18 protein-coding genes and 1 tRNA gene are annotated in these 16,290 nt (G+C 72.4%); 15 read left to right on the forward strand and 4 right to left on the reverse strand.

Features of this window, described 5'->3' with window-relative positions; all coding sequences use genetic code 11:
* From E1283_RS14660 to E1283_RS14670, 3 genes are all read left to right on the forward strand, one after another.
* On the forward strand, positions 1–905 hold a 905-nt coding region (locus E1283_RS14660), incomplete at its 5' end, for a chorismate-binding protein (protein ID WP_132818468.1).
* The gene (locus E1283_RS14665; RefSeq protein ID WP_132818469.1) at positions 880–1,704 is read left to right on the forward strand and encodes an aminotransferase class IV; all 825 of its coding nucleotides are present in this window, start codon (positions 880–882) and stop codon (positions 1,702–1,704) included. The genes E1283_RS14660 and E1283_RS14665, both read left to right, overlap by 26 nt.
* The gene (locus tag E1283_RS14670; protein ID WP_132818470.1) at positions 1,701–2,540 is read left to right on the forward strand and encodes a GNAT family N-acetyltransferase; all 840 of its coding nucleotides are present in this window, start codon (positions 1,701–1,703) and stop codon (positions 2,538–2,540) included. The genes E1283_RS14665 and E1283_RS14670 overlap by 4 nt, the downstream gene beginning before the upstream one ends.
* Here E1283_RS14670 and E1283_RS14675 read toward each other — a convergent pair.
* Entirely contained in the window at positions 2,522–3,061 is a 540-nt protein-coding gene (locus E1283_RS14675) for a DsbA family protein (protein WP_132818471.1), read from the reverse strand. The genes E1283_RS14670 and E1283_RS14675 overlap by 19 nt on opposite strands.
* An 84-nt stretch (positions 3,062–3,145) precedes the next feature.
* Between E1283_RS14675 and E1283_RS14680 the strand changes: the two genes are divergently transcribed.
* Complete coding sequence (locus tag E1283_RS14680; protein WP_132818472.1) at positions 3,146–3,526, forward strand: hypothetical protein; 381 nt, start codon at positions 3,146–3,148, stop codon at positions 3,524–3,526.
* A gap of 151 nt (positions 3,527–3,677) precedes the next feature.
* Positions 3,678–3,872 carry a hypothetical protein gene (locus E1283_RS14685; RefSeq protein ID WP_425086172.1) on the forward strand — a complete coding sequence of 65 codons (195 nt, stop codon included), beginning with the start codon at positions 3,678–3,680 and terminating at the stop codon, positions 3,870–3,872.
* Here E1283_RS14685 and E1283_RS14690 read toward each other — a convergent pair.
* Together E1283_RS14690 and E1283_RS14695 are read right to left on the reverse strand one after the other, a co-directional pair.
* The gene (locus E1283_RS14690; protein WP_132818474.1) at positions 3,834–4,454 is read right to left on the reverse strand and encodes a CGNR zinc finger domain-containing protein; all 621 of its coding nucleotides are present in this window, start codon (positions 4,452–4,454) and stop codon (positions 3,834–3,836) included. The two genes, E1283_RS14685 and E1283_RS14690, sit on opposite strands and share 39 nt — an antisense overlap.
* Before the next feature lie 189 nt (positions 4,455–4,643).
* Entirely contained in the window at positions 4,644–5,057 is a 414-nt protein-coding gene (locus tag E1283_RS14695; RefSeq protein ID WP_003959770.1) for an SsgA family sporulation/cell division regulator, read from the reverse strand.
* Positions 5,058–5,567: 510 nt separating this feature from the next.
* On the opposite strand from E1283_RS14695, the gene E1283_RS14700 reads away from it, so the two are divergent.
* From E1283_RS14700 to E1283_RS14710, 3 genes are all read left to right on the forward strand, one after another.
* A tRNA-Val gene (locus tag E1283_RS14700) sits at positions 5,568–5,639 on the forward strand.
* Between the two features lie 103 nt (positions 5,640–5,742).
* Entirely contained in the window at positions 5,743–7,722 is a 1,980-nt protein-coding gene (gene thrS / locus E1283_RS14705; RefSeq protein WP_132818475.1) for a threonine--tRNA ligase, read from the forward strand.
* Positions 7,723–7,777: 55 nt separating this feature from the next.
* Positions 7,778–8,335, forward strand: a complete 558-nt coding sequence (locus tag E1283_RS14710) for an HIT family protein (RefSeq protein ID WP_132818476.1) — start codon at positions 7,778–7,780, stop codon at positions 8,333–8,335.
* A 7-nt stretch (positions 8,336–8,342) separates the two neighbouring features.
* Here the strand turns inward: E1283_RS14710 and E1283_RS14715 are convergent, their stop codons facing one another.
* The gene (locus E1283_RS14715; RefSeq protein WP_132818477.1) at positions 8,343–10,013 is read right to left on the reverse strand and encodes a DUF308 domain-containing protein; all 1,671 of its coding nucleotides are present in this window, start codon (positions 10,011–10,013) and stop codon (positions 8,343–8,345) included.
* A gap of 248 nt (positions 10,014–10,261) precedes the next feature.
* Here E1283_RS14715 and pgsA point away from each other — a divergent pair, with 248 nt between their 5' ends.
* The 7 genes from pgsA to E1283_RS14750 all read left to right on the forward strand — a co-directional run bounded on the left by pgsA (position 10,262) and on the right by E1283_RS14750 (position 16,256).
* Entirely contained in the window at positions 10,262–10,933 is a 672-nt protein-coding gene (pgsA, locus tag E1283_RS14720) for a phosphatidylinositol phosphate synthase (RefSeq protein WP_132818478.1), read from the forward strand.
* Positions 10,930–11,898: a phosphatidylinositol mannoside acyltransferase gene (locus E1283_RS14725; RefSeq protein ID WP_132818479.1), complete on the forward strand. Its 969-nt coding sequence runs from the start codon at positions 10,930–10,932 to the stop codon at positions 11,896–11,898. Before pgsA ends, E1283_RS14725 begins: the two co-directional genes overlap by 4 nt.
* A gap of 8 nt (positions 11,899–11,906) precedes the next feature.
* Positions 11,907–13,067 (forward strand): glycosyltransferase family 4 protein, encoded by a 1,161-nt coding sequence (locus E1283_RS14730; protein ID WP_132818480.1) that lies wholly within the window; start codon positions 11,907–11,909, stop codon positions 13,065–13,067.
* Between the two features lie 82 nt (positions 13,068–13,149).
* On the forward strand, positions 13,150–13,692 hold the full coding sequence (locus E1283_RS14735; RefSeq protein ID WP_132818481.1) for a LemA family protein: 543 nt from the start codon (positions 13,150–13,152) through the stop codon (positions 13,690–13,692).
* Between the two features lie 227 nt (positions 13,693–13,919).
* Complete coding sequence (gene pdxS, locus E1283_RS14740; RefSeq protein WP_132818482.1) at positions 13,920–14,831, forward strand: pyridoxal 5'-phosphate synthase lyase subunit PdxS; 912 nt, start codon at positions 13,920–13,922, stop codon at positions 14,829–14,831.
* A gap of 16 nt (positions 14,832–14,847) precedes the next feature.
* Entirely contained in the window at positions 14,848–15,438 is a 591-nt protein-coding gene (gene pdxT, locus E1283_RS14745; RefSeq protein WP_132818483.1) for a pyridoxal 5'-phosphate synthase glutaminase subunit PdxT, read from the forward strand.
* Between the two features lie 65 nt (positions 15,439–15,503).
* Entirely contained in the window at positions 15,504–16,256 is a 753-nt protein-coding gene (locus E1283_RS14750) for a YebC/PmpR family DNA-binding transcriptional regulator (RefSeq protein ID WP_132818484.1), read from the forward strand.
* Positions 16,257–16,290: the final 34 nt, after the last annotated feature.

The following is a 16,290-nucleotide window of genomic DNA, read 5'->3' on the forward strand; positions in this document are numbered from 1 at the left end:
CGCCGCCCCCGTGGCACGGCCCCCGCCCGGCCGACTGGAGCAGCTCCCTGGACCGCGCCGCCTACACCGGGGGCGTGGCCCGGATCCGTGAGCACATCGCGGCCGGCGAGGTCTACCAGGTCAACCTGTGCCGGGTGCTGTCCGCGCCGCTGCCCGGCCCGGCGGCCGACATCGACGCCCTCACCGCCCGGCTGGCCCGCCGCAACCCGGCCCCCTACGCCGGCACGGTCCGGCTGCCGGCCCACGGCCTGGAGATCGCCACCGCCTCGCCCGAGCTCTACCTGCGCCGGCACGACCGCGTCGTCGAGTCCGGGCCGATCAAGGGCACCGCCCGCACCGCCGACGACCTGCTCCCCAAGGACCACCCGGAGAACGTGATGATCGTCGACCTGGTCCGCAACGACCTGGGTCGGGTCTGCGAGCCCGGCAGCGTCACCGTCCCCCGGCTGTGCGCCGTGGAGCGCCACCCCGGCCTCGTCCACCTGGTCTCCACCGTGCGCGGCCGACTGGCGCCCGGTGCCGGCTGGGCCGAGCTGCTGGCCGCCACCTTTCCCCCCGGCTCCGTGACCGGCGCCCCCAAGTCCAGCGCGCTGCGTGTCATCGACGCACTGGAGACGGCCCCGCGCGGCCCCTACTGCGGCGGCGTCGGCTGGGTGGACGCCGATCGGGGGACCGGCGAGCTGGCCGTCGCCATCCGCACCTTCTGGCTCCGCCGCGACGAGGGCCGCCCCGTCCTGCGCTTCGGCAGCGGCGCCGGCATCACCTGGGACTCGGACCCCGAGGGTGAATGGGCGGAGACCGAACTGAAGGCGTCCCGCCTGCTCGGGGTAGCTTCTGAGGGAGTGCCGCACCTCGGCACCGCACGAGAGAGGAGCGCACATGGCGTTGATCTGGCTGGACGGTGAGCTGCGTGACGCCGACAGCGCGCGGGTCTCGGTCTTCGACCACGGACTGACCGTCGGCGACGGCGTGTTCGAGACCCTGAAGACCCAGGACGGCCGGGCGTTCGCGCTCAGCCGCCACCTGGACCGCCTCGCCGCCTCCGCCGCCGGGCTCGGCCTGCCGGCACCCGACGGGGACGAGGTCCGCCGCGCCTGCCGCGCCGTCCTGGACGCCGTGCCGCTGCCCCTCGGCCGGCTCCGCATCACCTACACGGGCGGGTTCTCCCCGCTGGGCTCCGACCGCGGCGACGCCGCCCCCACCCTGGTGGTCGCCCACGCCGAGACCCCGCGCCGCCCCGACACCACCGCCGTGATCACCGTGCCCTGGACCCGCAACGAACGCGGCGCCCTGGCCGGCCTGAAGACCACCTCCTACGCGGAGAACGTGATCGCGCTCGCCCGCGCCCGCCAGGAGGCCGCCTCCGAGGCGCTGTTCGCCAACACCGCCGGGCAGCTGTGCGAGGGCACCGGCACCAACGTCTTCGTGGTGCTCGACGGCGAGCTGCACACCCCGCCGCTCTCCGCCGGCTGCCTCGCCGGCATCACCCGCGCCCTGGTCGTGGAGTGGACCGGCGCCCGCGAGACCGAGCTGCCCATGGACTGCCTGCGGGACGCCGAGGAGATCTTCCTGACCTCCAGCACCCGCGACGTGCAGGCCGTGCGCCGCGTCGACGGCCGCGAACTGCCCGACGCGCCGGGGCCCGTGACGGCCAAGGCGCTGCGCGTCTTCCAGGAGCGCTCGGCCGCGGACATCGACCCGTGACCACCACGCTGCGCCCCACCGGGCCCGAGGAGGACACTCCCGGCGGCGGCCGCGCCCGCGGCTTCGAGCTCCGTGTCAACGGCCGCCGGGTCGGCGAGCTGCGGCTCGCCACCGAGCCGCGCGCCGGCGTCGGCCGCGTCGAGCGGCTGACGGTCGACGCGGCCGACCGGCGGCGCGGCCGGGGCACGGTCGCCGCACTGGCCGCCGAGGAGGTGCTGCGCGACTGGGGCTGCGCCGCCGTCGAGGTCGCCGTGGACGCCGAAGCGCCCGCCGCCGCGGCGCTCGCCGGCACCCTCGGCTACCGCGAGCGCAGCCGCAACATGGTCAAGCCCCTCGTGGAGCGCCCGCCAGCCCTCCCGTCGGGCAGCACCACCCGGGCGATGACCGACGAGGAGTACCCCGCCTGGCGCGCCGGCGACCGCGACGAGGTGGTCCACAGCCTGACGACGCGGGCCGTTCCCGAGGCGGTCGCGGTCGCCGCGGCCGACCGGGCCCACGCCACCCGGCTGCCGGACGGCCCGGCCACCAAGGACGCCTGGCTGCGGGTGCTCGCGCACGACGGCCTCGACGTCGGCACCCTGTGGGTGGCGACCGCCGCCGGCCTCCCGGCCGACCTCGGCGCCGACCACTGGGTGTTCGCCGTCGCCGTCGCCGAGGAGCACCGGGGCCGGGGCCACGGCAGGTCACTGATGGGGGAGGCGGAGCGGCTCGTCGGCGCGGCCGGCGGCCGGGTGCTCGGCCTCAACGTCTACGCCGACAACACCCCCGCGCTGCGGCTCTACGAGTCCCTCGGCTACCGGACGGTCCGCCACCACCTCTACAAGCCGCTGCGCTGAGCCAGCAGCGACTCGGCGATCTCCGCGACGCGGGCGCGCAGCCCCTCCTGGCTCCGCCCGCCGTCGAGCCGCTCGCCGCCGATCACATAGGTCGGGGTGCCGGTCACCCCGATCGCCTGCCCCTCCGCCTGGTCCGCGTCCACCACCAGCAGGTGCCGGCCGTCGATCAGCGCGGTGTCCACCTCCTCGGCGTCGACGCCGACCTGGCCCGCCACCTCGAGCAGCACCGCGGGCCCACGCCTGCCCAGCTCCGCGGTGCGGGCCAGCAGCGCCGTCCAGTACGCCTCGCCGTGGCCCTGCGCGAACGCCTCCTCGGCCGCCTGGGCGGCGGCCAGCGCGTGCTGGTGGCCCTTGAGCGGGAAGTGGCGCCGCCGGATCTCCAGCGTCGCGCCGAACCGCTCCCGCAGCGCGGCCACGTCCGTTTCGGCCCGGTGGCAGTCGGGGCACTGGAGGTCGCACCACACGTCCAGGACGACGGGTTCCGGCCCGCCGTCCCTGCTGGTCTCGTCGTCAGCGTTCATGGCGCCAGTCTCCCACCCGGAAATGACCCTGATCCTGGGGCCGACACCATGGCCGCACGGCCGCGGGCGAGGCAGGATGGAAAGATGCTGATTGGTACTGCCTGCACCCTTCTATCCGCCGCCGGTCTCGGCATATCCCTGCTGATCGCGCGCCGCCGCCGCTACGCCCTCGCGCTCCGCGCCGCGGCCGTGGCGCTGCTGCCGGTCGGCCTCGCCATGACGGGCGTGGTGCGGTTCGTGGTCAACATGACCTTCAACCCGGTCGCCTGGGCCGGCTTCGGCGTGCTGGCCCTGGCCGTGCTCCTCTTCCTCTCCGGCCGGCTCGCCGAGGGGCGGGGTGCCTCCCGTGAGAGCCGCCCCGAGCCCGCCGCCCCCTCGGCGCTGCCCGCCTCCCGGCGGAGCGGCGCGGCGCCCGCCGAGGACTTCTCGGACATCGAGGCCATCCTCAAGAAGCACGGCATCTGACCGGCCGGGGTACGTCGCGGCCCCACCACAGGGCCGCCATATCACAGGGAAGTGGTAGAAGCGGCGAAAATCGCCGAAAGGCCCTGCAAAGAAGACGCGTTGATCGCGAAGGGCCGTCCCGCTGGGTCATGATCGCGGCGCCATGCAACACATCACCAGGGAAAACGTTCCCGACTCAGCGCCAACCGTCAGACCCGGCGCCACCGGCCAGCCCGGCCCGCCCGTCGTCCCCGAGGAGCGCCGCGGCTGTCTCTTCGCCCTCTCCCAGCCGCCGCTGATGCTCTTCCTCACCGTCATCGGCGGGCTGTTACTCCTCGCGGGGGTGCACGACCAGTTCCTCCTGTGATCCCGGCGAGCCCCGCCGCACGCTCTCCTCGGCGTCGCGCCGCCGGGCCCGGTAGGCGGCGGCGTGCAGGCGGTTGCCGCAGGTCCGGTTCGAGCAGTACCGACGGGAGCGGTTCCTGGACAGGTCGACGAAGGCCCGCCCGCAGTCCGGCGCCTCGCAGCGCCGCAGCCGCTCCCGCTCACCCGCGACGACGAAGAAGCCGAGCGCCATCCCGCAGTCGGCGGCCAGGTGGTCGGCGATCGAGGCCCCGGGCGCGAAGTAGTGCACGTGCCAGGCGTGACCGTCGTGGTCCGTCAGCCGGGGCGTGGTGCCCGCCGCGGCCACCAGCGTGTTGATCAGCTCGGCCGCCTCGTGCTCGGTCGACGCCGCGAAGACCTCGGCGAACCGGTCCCGCACCCGCCGCACGTCGGCCGCGTCGGACGCCTCCAGCGTGTCGACGGCGACGTCGCTGATGCGGTGCCGGGCCACGAAGGCCCGCAGTCCGGCGACGTCCGCGAGTTCGTCCGCCAGCCCGTCCGGCGCGGAGTTCAGCAGGTCGACGACGAGGTCGAGCGAGTACCTGACGTCGTGGTCGATCAGCACGGAGGCGGCTCCGGGGTCAGGCCGGACGGCGGTGGCGGGCGATGGTGTCCGCGACTCTAACGGCTGGCCCGCCCCGGGACGCGCGCGAGGGCGTCACCGCGGCGGCACCGCGGCGACGCCCTCGCGTCGCTCGTCGCCGGCTCCGTGCCATCGCCCCGAGTTCAGACGGCACGAGAAGCCGGCGGGTCTCTAGCTCTCCGCCAGAATGTGCGAGAGCTCCGTATCGAGGTCGAAGTGACGGTGTTCCGTGCCTGGCGGAACGGCGGCGTCCGTTCGCTTCAGGAAAGATTCGAGAGCCCGGGCCGGGGCTTCGAGCAACGCCTCGCCCTCCGGTGAACTGAGGGCGATGCACACGACGCCCTGACCGTGGCTCCTGGATGGCCAGACCCGCACATCGCCGGTGCCTGTGGGGCGATGGAGCCCCTCGGCGAGGAGATCGCGGGCGAAAACCCATTCGACGGTTTCTTCGGCTCCGGTGTGAAAGGTCGCGTGTACGGCGTAGGGGTCCGCCGTGTCATACCGCAGCCCCGCGGGTACAGGTAGTGAGGACTCGCTCGATACAACGAGGCGCAGGTGCAGCTCGCAGCTGACCGTGGTGTTCATAAGCGCCAGGGCCTTTCGCTCAGTGTGCGCTCGGGGATTCGCACGTCGGCCAAATCGACATGCCACGTACTCGCCGGTTGTAAACCCCTCTGCCCTAATTGCGCCCTTTAATCTCATTCCAATGGCGGAATGCTAAATGCGATATAGCGGGAGTCGGAGTGATGTCGGATGACGAGGCGGGCGGTGTCGACTCCGCCGCCGAATCCGTGTCGTCGGCCGACGCCGGGCGCCGCCGCCGGTTCCGCTCCGTGTTCCCCGGTGAGCCGTGTGTGACGGTGTCGCGGGTCCGCCATGCCCCCGTGGTCGGGGCCCCGGGGTCGGCCACCGGCGTTCCGCCGGGGCCGTGTCACCGGCCGCGGCGCCGGCTCCCGAGGGGTGTGCGCCGAGGTCCGCGCGCCTGTCGGGGAGTTCGTCCCCGGCCCGGTTCCGGGGGCGGCGGGAAGCTGGTTTGAAACCGAGGTCAACGGCACTGTATTGTTCTCAACGTGCCGCAGGGCACAACACCCCAGGGGGCGATTAGCTCAGCGGGAGAGCGCTTCGTTCACACCGAAGAGGTCACTGGTTCGATCCCAGTATCGCCCACCCCGGGCAAGGCCGGTCCGCCATCGAGGCGGGCCGGCCTTCGTCGCGGTTCCCGTGGCCCGTAGGCCGGGGAGACACAGCCCAGATGAGTCAGGAGAGTCCGGTGTCCGATGTCCGTGTGATCATCCAGCGCGATTCCGAGCGGGAAGAACGCCTGGTGGCCACGGGCACGACGGCCGGGGCCCTCTTCGAGGGCGAGCGTGCCGTCGTCGCCGTCCGCCTCGGTGGGCAACTGCGTGATCTCGCCCACCCCCTGTCCGACGGCGACGAGGTCGAGCCGGTGGGGATCACCTCGCCCGACGGCCTCGACATCCTGCGGCACTCCACCGCGCACGTCATGGCCCAGGCCGTGCAGGAGCTGTTCCCCGAGGCCAGGCTCGGCATCGGCCCGCCCATCAAGGACGGTTTCTACTACGACTTCGACGTGGCCCAGCCCTTCCACCCGGACGACCTGGGCCGCATCGAGAAGCGCATGCAGCAGATCCAGAAGCAGGGCCAGCGCTTCGCCCGCCGCGTCGTCAGCGACGACGAGGCCCGGGCCGAACTCGCCACCGAGCCCTACAAGCTGGAGCTGATCGGTCTCAAGGGCGCCGCCGCCGAGTCGGCCGAGGGCGCGTCCGCCGAGGTCGGCGCCGGCGAACTGACCATCTACGACAACCTCGACCCCAAGACCGGCGACCTGTGCTGGAAGGACCTCTGCCGCGGGCCGCACCTGCCGACCACCCGGCTCATTCCGGCCTTCAAGCTGATGCGCAGCGCCGCCGCCTACTGGCGGGGCAGCGAGCGCAATCCGCAACTCCAGCGGATCTACGGCACCGCGTGGCCGACCAAGGACGAACTGAAGGCCCACCTCGAATTCCTGGCCGAGGCCGAGAAGCGTGATCACCGCCGCCTCGGCGCGGAGCTCGACCTTTTCTCCATTCCCGAGGAACTCGGCTCGGGTCTCGCCGTCTTCCACCCCAGGGGTGGCGTCGTCCGCCGGGTCATGGAGGACTACTCGCGGCGCCGGCACGAGGAATCCGGATACGAATTCGTCAACACGCCGCACATCACCAAGGCCAAGCTCTTCGAGACCTCGGGCCATCTGCCGAACTACGCCGAGTCGATGTTCCCGCCCATGCAGTTCGAGGGGCAGGACTATTACCTCAAGGCGATGAACTGCCCGATGCACAACCTGATTTTCAAGGCGCGCGGGCGGTCCTACCGGGAATTGCCACTCCGACTCTTCGAGTTCGGCACGGTCTACCGTTACGAGAAGTCCGGCGTGGTCCACGGCCTCACCAGGGCGCGCGGCTTCACCCAGGACGACTCGCACATCTACTGCACGAAGGAGCAGATGCCGGCCGAGTTGGACGGGCTGCTCACCTTCGTGCTCAACCTGCTCCGCGACTACGGCCTGAGCGACTTCTATCTGGAGCTGTCCACCAGGGACGACTCCGACAAGTTCATCGGCGAGCCCGAGGAGTGGGCCGAGGCCACCGAGGTGCTGCGGCAGGCCGCCGGCAAGCAGGGTCTCGAGCTGGTGATGGACCCGGGCGGCGCCGCGTACTACGGGCCCAAGATCTCCGTCCAGGCCAAGGACGCGATCGGCCGCACCTGGCAGATGTCCACCATCCAGGTCGACTTCCAGCAGCCCAAGCGGTTCGGCCTCGAGTACACCGCGGCCGACGGCTCCCGGCAGCAGCCCGTGATGATCCACCGAGCGCTGTTCGGATCCATCGAGCGGTTCTTCGCCGTCCTCCTCGAACACTACGCGGGCGCCTTCCCGGCCTGGCTCGCGCCCGTGCAGGCGGTCGGCATCCCGATCGGCGACACCCACGTGCCGTACCTCCAGGAGTTCGCGGCCGAGGCCAGGGCGCGCGGGCTGCGGGTCGACGTCGACTCGTCGGCCGACCGCATGCAGAAGAAGATCCGCAACGCCCAGAAGGCCAAGGTCCCCTTCATGGTGATCGCGGGCGACGACGACATGGCCAACGGCGCGGTCAGCTTCCGCTACCGCGACGGCTCGCAGAAGAACGGCATCCCGCGGGCCGAGGCGCTTCGCGAGATCGCCGACGCGGTCGAACGGCGCGTCCAGGTGTGACGACGGCGGGCCCCCGGAACCGCCCCGGGGGCCCGCCGCCCGCTCGACACGCCATATGCTGACCGGCATGACCAGCGAGCCGGAGCAGCAGATCGGGGTCGGGACGCCGGACGCCTTCCAGCGGCTGTGGACGCCCCACCGGATGGCCTATATCCAGGGCGAGGGCAAGCCCACCGGGCCCGGCGCGGAGGACGGCTGCCCCTTCTGCTCGATCCCCGGCAAGAGCGACGAGGACGGGCTGATCATCAACCGGGGTGACACCGTCTACGCGGTGCTCAACCTCTACCCGTACAACGGCGGCCATCTGCTGGTCGTGCCCTACCGGCACGTCGCCGACTACACCGAGCTCACCGCCGAGGAGACGGCGGAGCTGGCCGAGCTCACCAAGCGGGCCATGGCCGCCGTCCGCGTCGCCTCCGGCGCCCACGGCTTCAACATCGGCATGAACCAGGGCTCGGCCGCCGGCGCCGGCATCGCGCCCCACCTGCACCAGCACGTGGTGCCCCGATGGGGCGGCGACGCCAACTTCATGCCCGTGGTGGGCCACACCAAGGTGCTGCCGCAACTGCTCGCCGACACCCGGCGGATGCTCGCCGCGGCCTGGCCCGCCTGACGCGCCCTCACATGTTGTACTCGTCGGCCTTGCTGGGGGAGGCCGACTGCACCTGACCGCCGAGGGCCTGCGAGCGGCTGTCGAACGCCGAGATGTCCACGCCGTTCTCCGCCAGCACCTTGAACGCGGCGGCGTGCGCCACCCGCAGCACCGGGGTCGCGGTGCGCAGCACGTCGTCCACCATGAAGCGGTGCTTCCACGGCGTCGTCGCCCAGACATGCCGCAGCCCGAACGGCTCGGGGAACGCGATGGTGCCGCCGAGCTTGTCCAGGCGGGCCGGGAACCAGGTCAGCGGCGCCCGCGCGGCGAGCCTGACCACCTCGCGCACCTCGACGAGCGGGGCCGGCCGCTTGACCTTTCGCCAGGGCCGCAGCGGGTCCGTGATCTCCTTGGTCTTGGCGTCCGGGCCCTTGCGGAAGAAGCCGTCCACCGGGCCGAGCGCGTAGCCGGTCACCTCGATCCGCAGCGTGTGGTGCAGCACCGTCACCGAGATCATCATGGTGACGACGAGCTCGCCGCCCCACAGCACGAACTGCACGCCCAGGTAGTGCCGGTCGCCGCTGTCGTACTGCGACTCGTTGCAGATCCGCTGGACCTCGAGGGAGCTGACGCTGTAGCCGTCGGCGTTGGGCCCGTCGGGCCGCGACACCTCGCCCGCGCCCTCGCCGACGTGCCGTACCACCCAGTGCGTTATGGACGGCTGGGTGAAGCCGCCGGTGTGCAGCGGGCCGCGCTCCAGCATCCGCAGCTGGTCGCCGATGGCGCGGGCCACGTCCCAGCTGCGGAACGGGTCGATCTCCCGCGACGGGTCGCGCGGCCGCAACTCCTCGGCCAACTGCCAGCTGCCCCAGCGCACGCCCATGCCGAGTATCCCCTTGGGCCCGGCGTAGTACGTCATGTTGCTGCTCTGCTCGGCCGTGAGCTTGGCCAGGCCGAGCCGGATCCGCTCCGCCTCCGCGTCGTTCGGGTTCTGCGGCACCGCCTCCGGGATCTTGGCGCCGGAACCGCCGCCGATCTGGGCCGACCAGTGGGTGCGCAGGTTCTGCGCGGCGCGCTCGCAGACGCGTTGGGCGACGAACCAGCCGATGATCGGCGCCGGCAGCATGGTCCACACGTAGATCCGCAGCACCCCGTCGAGCGGGGCGCGGATCACCGCCACCGCGATCAGCACCGCGAGCAGCCCGAGCACCAGCATGCCGAAGAAGCCGGCGCGCCGGTCCTGCGAGCCGGCGATGGTGCGCCGCAGTTGGAAGAGGCCCAGCCAGATCGCCACGCCCGGCAGGAAGAGCAGCCCGAACCCGATCATGATCGCGCTCAGCTGCCGGTCCCGCTGCCTCCGGATGCGCTTGGCGTTGAGCGCGTGCTCCACCACGACCCCCGGCTCGACGCCGAAGGACTGGATCAGCGGCTTGCGGCCGTCGGCCAGCATCCGCGTCTCCACGGCGCGGGTGAACGCCTCGCCCAGGTTGGGCTCCAGCAGCGTGAACCGGCCCTTGTTCACCTTGGCCGTGTCGTTGGGCACCTTGATGTCCTCGGGGGCCACGTCGCGGTAGGCCACCGAGGCGATGGCGTGGCTGAGGCCGCTGCCACCGCTCGTGCCGGAGAGCGGCACCTGGGCGCCGGGCGCGAAGTCGAACTCCACTCCCGCCGCTCTCCTGAGGTCGTCCAGCGCCGACATGGGGTACCCCCAGCTCTCGAACCAGTCCTCGAACTCCAGCCGCCGTCAGGGCAGTTCCCGCACGGCGGGCCCGTGACACCTGATGGTGTTCAGCCTAACGGCGGACGGCCGCCCGGGGGTCCCCAACGCGGGTTCCACCACCCGCCCGAGGACGGGCCCGGCGTCGCCGGGGCGGGCGGCGTGGCTACGATGGGGTCCCTCCGGTGGCCGCCTTCCTTCGCGCGGCCCGTGCGACCCCAGGGAAGGACATGCTCAACAAGTACGCGCGTGCATTCTTCACGCGTGTCCTCACGCCGTTCGCCGCCCTGTTGATCAGGTTGGGGGTGACCCCCGACGCGGTGACCCTGATCGGCACCGCGGGAGTGATGACGGGGGCCCTGGTCTTCTACCCCCAGGGCGAGTTCTTCTGGGGCACGGTCGTGATCACCGTGTTCGTCTTCTCCGACATGGTCGACGGCAACATGGCCCGGCAGATCGGCTCGTCCAGCAGGTGGGGCGCCTTCCTCGACTCCACCCTCGACCGGTTGGCCGACGCGGCGATCTTCTCCGGCATCGCCCTCTGGTACGCCGGCGAGGGCGACAACCTGATGCTCTGCTCCGTCACCCTGTTCTGCCTCGCCAGCGGACAGGTCGTCTCCTACACCAAGGCGCGGGGCGAGAGCATCGGCCTGCCGGTGCGGGTCAACGGCCTCGTCGAGCGGGCCGAGCGACTGGTGATCACCCTGGTGCTCGCCGGCTTCGCCGGCTTCGAACGGTCCTTCGGCGTGCCGCACATCGGGGTCCTGCTGCCCATCGCCCTCTGGGTGGTGGCCGGTGGCAGCCTGGTCACGCTCGTCCAGCGGGTGGTCACGGTGCGCCGGGAGTCCGCCGAGGCGGACGCGGCCGCAGCGGCCGAGGCCACGGGGAGCGGCCCGACATGAGGGACCGACTCATCGACGCCGGGTTCGGGCTCGGGTGGACCGCCGTCAAGCGGATGCCCGAGCCCGTCGCCATGGCCCTCGGCCGGCGCGTCGCCGACGTCGCCTGGCGCCGCCGCGGCGCCGGCGTGCGGCAGTTGGAGGCCAACCTCGCCCGGGTGGTGCCGGACGCGGACCCGGAGCGGTTGCGGGAGCTGTCGCGGGCCGGGATGCGCAGCTACCTCCGCTACTGGACGGAGTCCTTCCGGCTGCCCGCCTGGAGCCGGGACCGGATAAAGGCCTCCTTCGCGCTCGCCGACACGTACCGCGCCACCGACACGCTGGCCGAGGGCCGGGGCGTCGTCCTCGCCCTGCCGCACATGGCCAACTGGGACCTGGCCGGCGCCTGGTTGGTCACCGCGCTCGACCTGCCGTTCGCCACCGTCGCGGAGCGCCTCAAACCCGAGCGACTCTTCGACCGGTTCGTGGCCTACCGCGAGAAGCTGGGCATGGAGGTCGTGCCGCACACCGGGGGCGCCTCGTTCGGCACCCTCGCCAGGCGGCTGCGGGGCGGCGGGATAGTGTGCCTGGTGGCCGACCGGGACCTCTCCACCTCGGGGATCGAGGTCTCCTTCTTCGGCGAGACCGCGCGGATGCCGGCCGGGCCCGCGCTGCTGGCCCAGCAGACCGGCGCGCTGCTCCTGCCGGTCAGCCTGTGGTACGACGAGACCACGGTGATAAAGGGGCGGATACACCCCCACGTCCCGGTACCCGAGACGGGCACCAGGGCGCAGAAGACCGCCGCCATGACCCAGGCCCTGGCCGACGCGTTCGCGGGCGGCATCGCCGCGCACCCGCAGGACTGGCACATGCTCCAGCGGCTGTGGCTCAGCGATCTCACCGGGACCCCGGGCACCGCCGGGGCGAAGCCCCCGGCGGCCCGACCCGTCGAGGCACGCGAGGGCCCGGAAGCCAGGGAAGGAACGTAGGGAACGGCATGAGGATCGGCATCGTCTGTCCCTACTCCTGGGACGTCCCGGGTGGGGTGCAGTTCCACGTCAGGGACCTGGCCGAGCACCTGATCAGACAGGGGCACACGGTCTCCGTGCTCGCGCCGGCCGACGAGGAGACCCCGCTGCCCCCCTACGCCGTCTCCGCCGGCCGCGCCGTGCCGGTGCCGTACAACGGGTCCGTGGCCCGGCTCAACTTCGGCTTCCTGTCCGCCGCCCGGGTCCGCCGCTGGGTGCACGACGGCGACTTCGACGTGCTCCACATCCACGAGCCCGCCGCCCCCTCGCTCGCCCTGCTCACCTGCTGGGCGGCCCGGGGCCCGATCGTCGCCACCTTCCACACCTCCAACCCGCGCTCCCGGGCCATGATCGCCGCCTATCCGATCCTCCAGCCCGCGCTGGAGAAGATCAGCGCCCGGATCGCGGTCAGCGAGTACGCCAGGCGCACCCTGGTCGAGCATCTCGGTGGCGACGCGGTGGTCATCCCCAACGGGGTCGACGTCCGGTTCTTCGCGAGCGCCGAACCCAAGGCCGAGTGGCAGGGGCGGACGATCGGCTTCATCGGCCGGATCGACGAGCCGCGCAAGGGGCTCCCGGTGCTGATGCGCGCGCTGCCCGGGATCCTCGCCGAACACCCGGACGCCCGGCTGCTGGTGGCCGGGCGGGGCGACGAGAAGGAGGCGGTGGCCGGCCTGCCGGTCCCGATGCGGGACCGGGTCGAGTTCCTCGGCATGATCAGCGACGAGGACAAGGCGCGACTGCTGCGCAGCGTCGACCTCTACGTGGCGCCCAACACCGGCGGCGAGAGCTTCGGCATCATCCTCGTCGAGGCCATGTCGGCCGCGGCCCCGGTGCTCGCCAGCGACCTCGACGCCTTCGCCCAGGTGCTGGACGGCGGCGCGGCGGGCGAGCTGTTCCCCAACGAGGACGCCGACGCCCTGGCCGCCGCCGCGAACCGGCTGCTCGCCGACCCCGGCCGGCTCGCCGAGCTGCGGGAGCGCGGCAGCAGTCACGTGCTGCGCTTCGACTGGTCCACGGTCGGCTCCGACATCCTGGCGGTCTACGAGACCGTCGCCGACGGCGCGGGCGCCGTCGCCCCCGACGAGCGCGTCGGGCTGCTCGGCCGGCTCGGCTTCGCCCGCGACTGAGCCACGCCCCGACCACGCCTCCGGGCCGTCGAGTGCCGGCCGGCGCTCGAGGCGCCGGGGCGGCCCGGTAGGGTGACCGGGCGTGACCACCGTCATCTGGATCGCCGTGGCGCTGCTGCTGGTCGGCGTCTATCTCAGCTGGACCGCGGGCCGGCTCGACCGGCTGCACGCCCGCATCGACGCCGCCCGCGCCGCGCTCGACGCGCAGTTGCTGCGCCGTGCCTCCATCGCCCAGGAGTTGGCCACCGCGGGCGTCTTCGACCCGGCCGCCTCGATGGTTCTCTACCAGGCGGCGCACGCCGCCCGGCTCGCCGAGGACGAGCAGCGCGAGGTCGCCGAGAGCGAACTCAGTCAGGCGCTGCGGGCGGTGCTGGCCGAGAGCGCCCAGGTGCTGGCCATCCGGGAGGCCCCGGGCGGCCCGCCCATGGTCGAGGAGCTGGTCGCCGGGGTGCGCCGGGTCCCGATGGCCAGGCGCTTCCACAACGACGCGGTGCGCGCGGCCCGGGCCGTGCGTCGGCACCGGACGGTCCGCTGGTTCCGGCTGGCCGGGCACGCGCCGTTCCCGATGGCGTTCGAGATGGACGACGAGCCGCCGACCTCGCTCACCAACCGCTCGGCCGGCTGACCGGCGGGCGGCCCACCAGGCCACCGGCTGCCGATTGGCCCTTTCCGGTCGGGCCACCGCTGGACTTCCATGGGCGGCCGTGGCCCGGCTTCACGCACCGGCCGGCCGGATTCGTGTTCGAACGGGCCTACGATGGTCGTATCGGGTGGTTTCCGCCTGGTTCAGCCAGTCGTCCAGCCGTTCCCGTCGTCCCGAATCACCGCCGAACCCCGAGTGAGGTCGCCACCGTGAGCACGTCCCCCAGCAACGCCCAGACCCCCGAGACCGGCACCGCCCGCGTCAAGCGCGGCATGGCCGAGCAGCTCAAGGGCGGCGTGATCATGGACGTCGTCACCCCCGAGCAGGCCAGGATCGCCGAGGACGCCGGCGCCGTCGCGGTGATGGCCCTGGAGCGGGTGCCGGCCGACATCCGCAAGGACGGCGGCGTGGCCCGGATGTCCGACCCCGACATGATCGACGGCATCATCGAGGCCGTCTCCATCCCGGTGATGGCCAAGTCCCGCATCGGGCACCTCGTGGAGGCCCAGGTGCTCCAGGCCCTCGGCGTCGACTACATCGACGAGTCCGAGGTGCTGACTCCGGCCGACGAGGTCAACCACACCGACAAGTGGTCCTTCACCACCCCCTTCGTCTGCGGCGCCACCAACCTGGGCGAGGCCCTGCGCCGGATCTCCGAGGGCGCGGCCATGATCCGCTCCAAGGGCGAGGCCGGCACCGGCAACGTGGTCGAGGCCGTGCGCCACCTGCGTCAGATCAAGGGCGACATCGCCCGCCTCAGGGGCCTGGACAACCACGAGCTCTACGCGGCGGCCAAGGAGCTGCGCGCCTCCCACGAGCTGGTCAAGGAGGTGGCCGAGCTCGGCAAGCTGCCGGTCGTGCTCTTCTCCGCCGGCGGCGTGGCCACCCCGGCCGACGCCGCGCTGATGCGGCAGCTGGGTGCCGAGGGCGTCTTCGTCGGCTCCGGCATCTTCAAGTCGGGCGACCCGGCCAGGCGCGCGGCCGCCATCGTCAAGGCCACGACCTTCTTCGACGACCCCAAGGTCGTCGCCGACGTCTCGCGCGGGCTCGGCGAGGCCATGGTCGGCATCAACATCGACGTGCTGCCCGAGGGCGAGCGCTACGCGTCCCGCGGCTGGTGAGCGGGGGACCGTGCGCGTGACATCCCCGGTCATCGGCGTCCTGGCGCTCCAGGGCGACGTCCGTGAGCACCTGGCCGCACTCGCCGCCGCCGGCGCCGAGGCGCGGCAGGTGCGCCGTCCCGAGGAACTGGCCGCGGTCGACGGCCTGGTGATCCCCGGCGGCGAGTCCACCACCATCTCGAAGCTGGCCGACGCCTTCGGCCTGTTCGAGCCGTTGCGTGCCCGGGTGCGCGCCGGGATGCCCACCTACGGCTCCTGCGCCGGCATGATCATGCTCGCCGACAAGATCCTCGACCCGCGTTCCGGCCAGGAGACCGTCGGCGGCATCGACATGATCGTGCGGCGTAACGCTTTCGGGCGGCAGAACGAGTCCTTCGAGGCGGCCGTGGAGGTGGCCGGGGTGCCGGGCGGACCGGTCGACGGGGTCTTCATCCGCGCCCCCTGGGTGGAGTCCCTGGGGGCCGGCGCCCGGTCCGTCGCCGCCTTCGAGGGGCGCACGGTCGCCGTCCGCCAGGGCAACCTGCTGGCCACCGCGTTCCACCCCGAGCTGACCGGCGACCACCGGGTGCACGCGATGTTCGCCGACATGGTGCGGGCGGCGGTGTAGGCCACGGCCGGTAGGATCACCACGTCGGGTTGAAGAACAGGTGACATCTCTGAAGGAGCAGCGCTGTGTCCGGCCACTCCAAGTGGGCAACCACCAAGCACAAGAAGGCCGTGATCGATGCCAAGCGTGGCAAGCTGTTCGCCAAGCTGATCAAGAACATCGAGGTCGCGGCTCGGACGGGTGGCGCGGACCCGGACGGTAACCCCACCCTCTTCGACGCCATCCAGAAGGCCAAGAAGAGCTCGGTCCCCAACACCAACATCGATCGCGCCGTCAAGCGCGGCGCCGGCCTGGAAGCGGGCGGCGCCGACTACCAGACGATCATGTACGAGGGCTACGGCCCCAACGGTGTCGCCGTCCTGATCGAGTGTCTGACGGACAACCGCAACCGCGCCGCCTCCGACGTGCGGGTCGCCATGACCCGCAACGGCGGATCGATGGCCGACCCCGGGTCCGTCTCCTACCTGTTCCACCGCAAGGGCGTGGTCCTCGTCCCGAAGAGCGACCTGAGCGAGGACGACGTGCTCGGTGCCGTGCTCGACGCGGGTGCCGAGGAGGTCAACGACCTGGGCGAGTCCTTCGAGGTGGTCAGCGAGGCGGGCGACCTGGTGGGCGTGCGGTCCGCGCTGCAGGACGCCGGGATCGACTACGACTCGGCGGAGGCCGGCTTCCTGCCCACGATGCAGGTCGAGTTGGACGAGGACGGGGCCCGGAAGATCTTCCGGCTGATCGACGCCCTCGAGGACAGTGACGACGTGCAGAACGTCTTCGCCAACTTCGACGTGACCGACGAGATCATGGCCAGGGTCGAGGCGTAGTTCCACCGGGCGGGCCCGTGGCGCCGGGATGCGG

This window comes from Streptomyces hainanensis, assembly GCF_004348415.1.
Classification (GTDB): Bacteria; Actinomycetota; Actinomycetes; order Streptomycetales; family Streptomycetaceae; genus Streptomyces; species Streptomyces hainanensis.